Origin of the sequence: Bartonella sp. AP88HLJMH (genome assembly GCF_042195605.1) — a bacterium.
Taxonomy (GTDB): domain Bacteria; phylum Pseudomonadota; class Alphaproteobacteria; order Rhizobiales; family Rhizobiaceae; genus Bartonella.
This window is the reverse complement of record NZ_JBHIOR010000057.1, coordinates 1-2,631: the sequence shown is the minus strand read 5'-3', so window position 1 is coordinate 2,631 and position 2,631 is coordinate 1. Positions and strand designations below refer to the sequence as shown.

Here is a 2,631-nt window from a genome sequence, read left to right as displayed (position 1 = left end):
TCGGCATCGGGTGCTGTGCCAACAATCCCGATAACTGCCGATTGTACCGCGCGAAGGGGTCGGGTGCCGTCGTCAACTTCAACGACTTCAACACCGTGTAGAAAACCTGTTGCCATACTTTATGCTCCTTTAAATGAGGGGTGAATGAAAATGAATGGGAAAAATGAGAGGTAAAGAGCCGCTCTTGAGAAAGGTTTGTTTTTAACAAGTACTTTCTTTTTATAAATATCTTGACTTGGTACCAAAATGGGACTATAGCTAATAAAAATCAGGATATACTTATGAAAATTGTTAAAATCTCCACACTTCAAACTTTTTGGACTCGATATCCTGATGCTGAACAACCATTAAAAGCATGGGTAGATGAAGCTAAAAACGCACAATGGCGTTCTCCTCATGACATTAAAGAGAAATATAAAAATGCAAGCATATTAAAGAATAATCGTGTTGTTTTTAATATTAGAGGCAATGACTATCGTTTAATTGTTTCAATCTTTTATCCAGCAGGTTGGCTTTACATAAAATTTATAGGGACGCATAAACAGTATGATGCGATTGATGCCAACACTGTAGAACTAAAGGAATTTAAGAAATGAATATCAAACCAATTCGTACAGAGAGAGATTATCAAGAAGCTTTAGAGATTGTGTCTGCGATGTTTGACAATCAACCTAAAGAGAATACTCCAGAATTTGATCAAATGGAGGTTCTTGTGTTGTTGATTGAAGCGTATGAAGCAGAACACTACCCTGTTTCTCCTCCTCATCCTATTGAGGCTATTAAATTTAGAATGGAACAAATGAACTTAAGTGCTAAAGATCTTGTTCCTGCGATTGGTCATTTAAATCGCGTTTATGAAATCTTGAGTGGTAAAAGAAAATTAACACTGCGCATGATTAAAAATTTGCACCAACAGTTCAATATTCCACTAGAAAGCCTAATAGCCTAGATTTGATTATCTTTCTCTTGTGGTTCTTCTATGAGCTCTACGGGTGTGTCTATTTCTGCCATTTCAGTAGATGAGAGCTGTTTTGTGTTTTCATCAACAATAGGAGGAGAGAATACTCCATCCTTATAAGTCCAGCCGATCTGCGCTTCGCTTGAGGGGATAGCTTCACCATCAAAGGCATGGACATAGTCTTCTGAGGCTACAATAATATTTGTTACCACACCATTTTCAACAACTGCATATTTCATAAAAAACTCCTAGATAAAAAATCTCAACAAGATTGCTCCGTCACCACCATTGCCGCCATCTCCACCAGATTTTCCTGGAAAGTAGCCACCGCCACCGCCGCTGGTAAAACCATTTCCATCACCACCATTGCCGCCTTTCCCACTGTAACCCCCTTTTGCGATACCATCACTGCAACCACCACCAGCCCCCCCATAAATAGAGCTTCCACCATGTCCAATGTTTGTTTTGTAGACAATAAAGGGGCCGTCGTTACTTCTATAGTATGCGTAGCCACCACCGCTCCCGCCACCGAAAGTAGAACTGCTACCATTAACATTACTGTTACTAGAGTAGTAGCTGCCACCGCTACCGCCGCGACCACTGCTGTTGGCACTTCCTTCACTGCCACTAGTTCCGTATCCATAATATCCACCACCTCCGCCACCGCCTGCGGTAAGAAGTCCCTGAATTATTGTTTGACCACCTATGCCTCCCCTTTCGTTATTACCGCCTTTCCCACCACGTCCAATTTGAGCATTTTTTGAGTTTCCCAGCTGGTATCCTTTGATTTTAATACGTACGCAACCGCCGCCACCTCCACCACCGCCTTTTATATTACTGCCGCCTCCACCGCCACCCCACGCCCATATTTCAATATCGGTGTAGCTATTAACACTATCAGGAAATGGAATGGTACCACTTTCTGTCATGAGGATTTCAAGGGGATTAAGCGCGGTAACTTCTTTCAGTTTTGCAATCTCATTGCGTATTTTTTGAAGAACAGTGGTAGCCTCATCTTTTGTGTAAAGTGCCTTACCATCAACAGTTGCTGGACCTTTAAGCATGCTTCCACTTGCACTTAGACTTGTCACAACTTTATTATTGTGGGTGAGATTAAACGACGAATTACCCAACAGTTCTAAGCCACCACTCATAGTGACTTTGCTGGTAAATTTATTATAATTCTGCCATTCATTGGGGCTGGCTAAACGACCATAGCTTGTGAGATCTTCGTTGATCTTAGCTCTAAAATCATCAAGTCCCACAATATCTTCGGTTTTATGTTGATGAGAACCAAGCAAAGATACAGCACTGCCAAAGGTGAAGTTATTATTGCTTGATTTATAGAGAACATAATTGTTGGCTGCGTCCTTAGCACCCTCGATATCGCTTAAATCAGCAAATGAGAAGGTTTTATCGGCTGCCATTTTGCCATTGAGGGCTGTTTCAAGATCGGCAACATCACTTATGGTGTGCGTGTGTTTTGAAGGCGCTTTTTGGTCTACCTTGTCCTCAACTTCCATTATCGCTTGATCAATTTTGGTCAAGTTTTCCCGCAAGATTGGGAATTCAGAACTGATAAAACGCCCTTCTTGTGGCAATTCCATGTCGAGTTTTTTGGTTTTGGTCATCTCTCATTTTCCCATTATAATATGCCAGCGCCAAAATCACGC

General features: G+C 41.6%; 4 protein-coding genes. 2 read left to right on the top strand and 2 right to left on the bottom strand.

Features of this window, described 5'->3' with window-relative positions:
- The first annotated feature begins 281 nt into the window (after window positions 1–281).
- Both ACFIMA_RS09400 and ACFIMA_RS09395 read left to right on the top strand, forming a co-directional pair.
- Entirely contained in the window at window positions 282–596 is a 315-nt protein-coding gene (locus tag ACFIMA_RS09400) for a type II toxin-antitoxin system HigB family toxin (protein ID WP_019220259.1), read from the top strand.
- The gene (locus ACFIMA_RS09395) at window positions 593–949 is read left to right on the top strand and encodes a type II toxin-antitoxin system HigA family antitoxin (RefSeq protein ID WP_375613954.1); all 357 of its coding nucleotides are present in this window, start codon (window positions 593–595) and stop codon (window positions 947–949) included. The genes ACFIMA_RS09400 and ACFIMA_RS09395 overlap by 4 nt, the downstream gene beginning before the upstream one ends.
- On the opposite strand, the gene ACFIMA_RS09390 is transcribed toward ACFIMA_RS09395, so the two are convergent.
- Window positions 946–1,197 carry a hypothetical protein gene (locus ACFIMA_RS09390; protein ID WP_375672172.1) on the bottom strand — a complete coding sequence of 84 codons (252 nt, stop codon included), beginning with the start codon at window positions 1,195–1,197 and terminating at the stop codon, window positions 946–948. The genes ACFIMA_RS09395 and ACFIMA_RS09390 overlap by 4 nt on opposite strands.
- 9 nt (window positions 1,198–1,206) lie before the next feature.
- On the bottom strand, window positions 1,207–2,589 hold the full coding sequence (locus ACFIMA_RS09385; RefSeq protein WP_375693416.1) for a Bgr_08870 family protein: 1,383 nt from the start codon (window positions 2,587–2,589) through the stop codon (window positions 1,207–1,209).
- Window positions 2,590–2,631: the final 42 nt, after the last annotated feature.

Coding starts and splice junctions, on each gene's coding strand:
- ACFIMA_RS09400 (WP_019220259.1), top strand. CDS start 282: ATGAAAATTGTTAAAATCTCCACACTTCAAACTTTTTGGACTCGATAT.
- ACFIMA_RS09385 (WP_375693416.1), bottom strand. CDS start 2,589: ATGACCAAAACCAAAAAACTCGACATGGAATTGCCACAAGAAGGGCGT.
- ACFIMA_RS09390 (WP_375672172.1), bottom strand. CDS start 1,197: ATGAAATATGCAGTTGTTGAAAATGGTGTGGTAACAAATATTATTGTA.
- ACFIMA_RS09395 (WP_375613954.1), top strand. CDS start 593: ATGAATATCAAACCAATTCGTACAGAGAGAGATTATCAAGAAGCTTTA.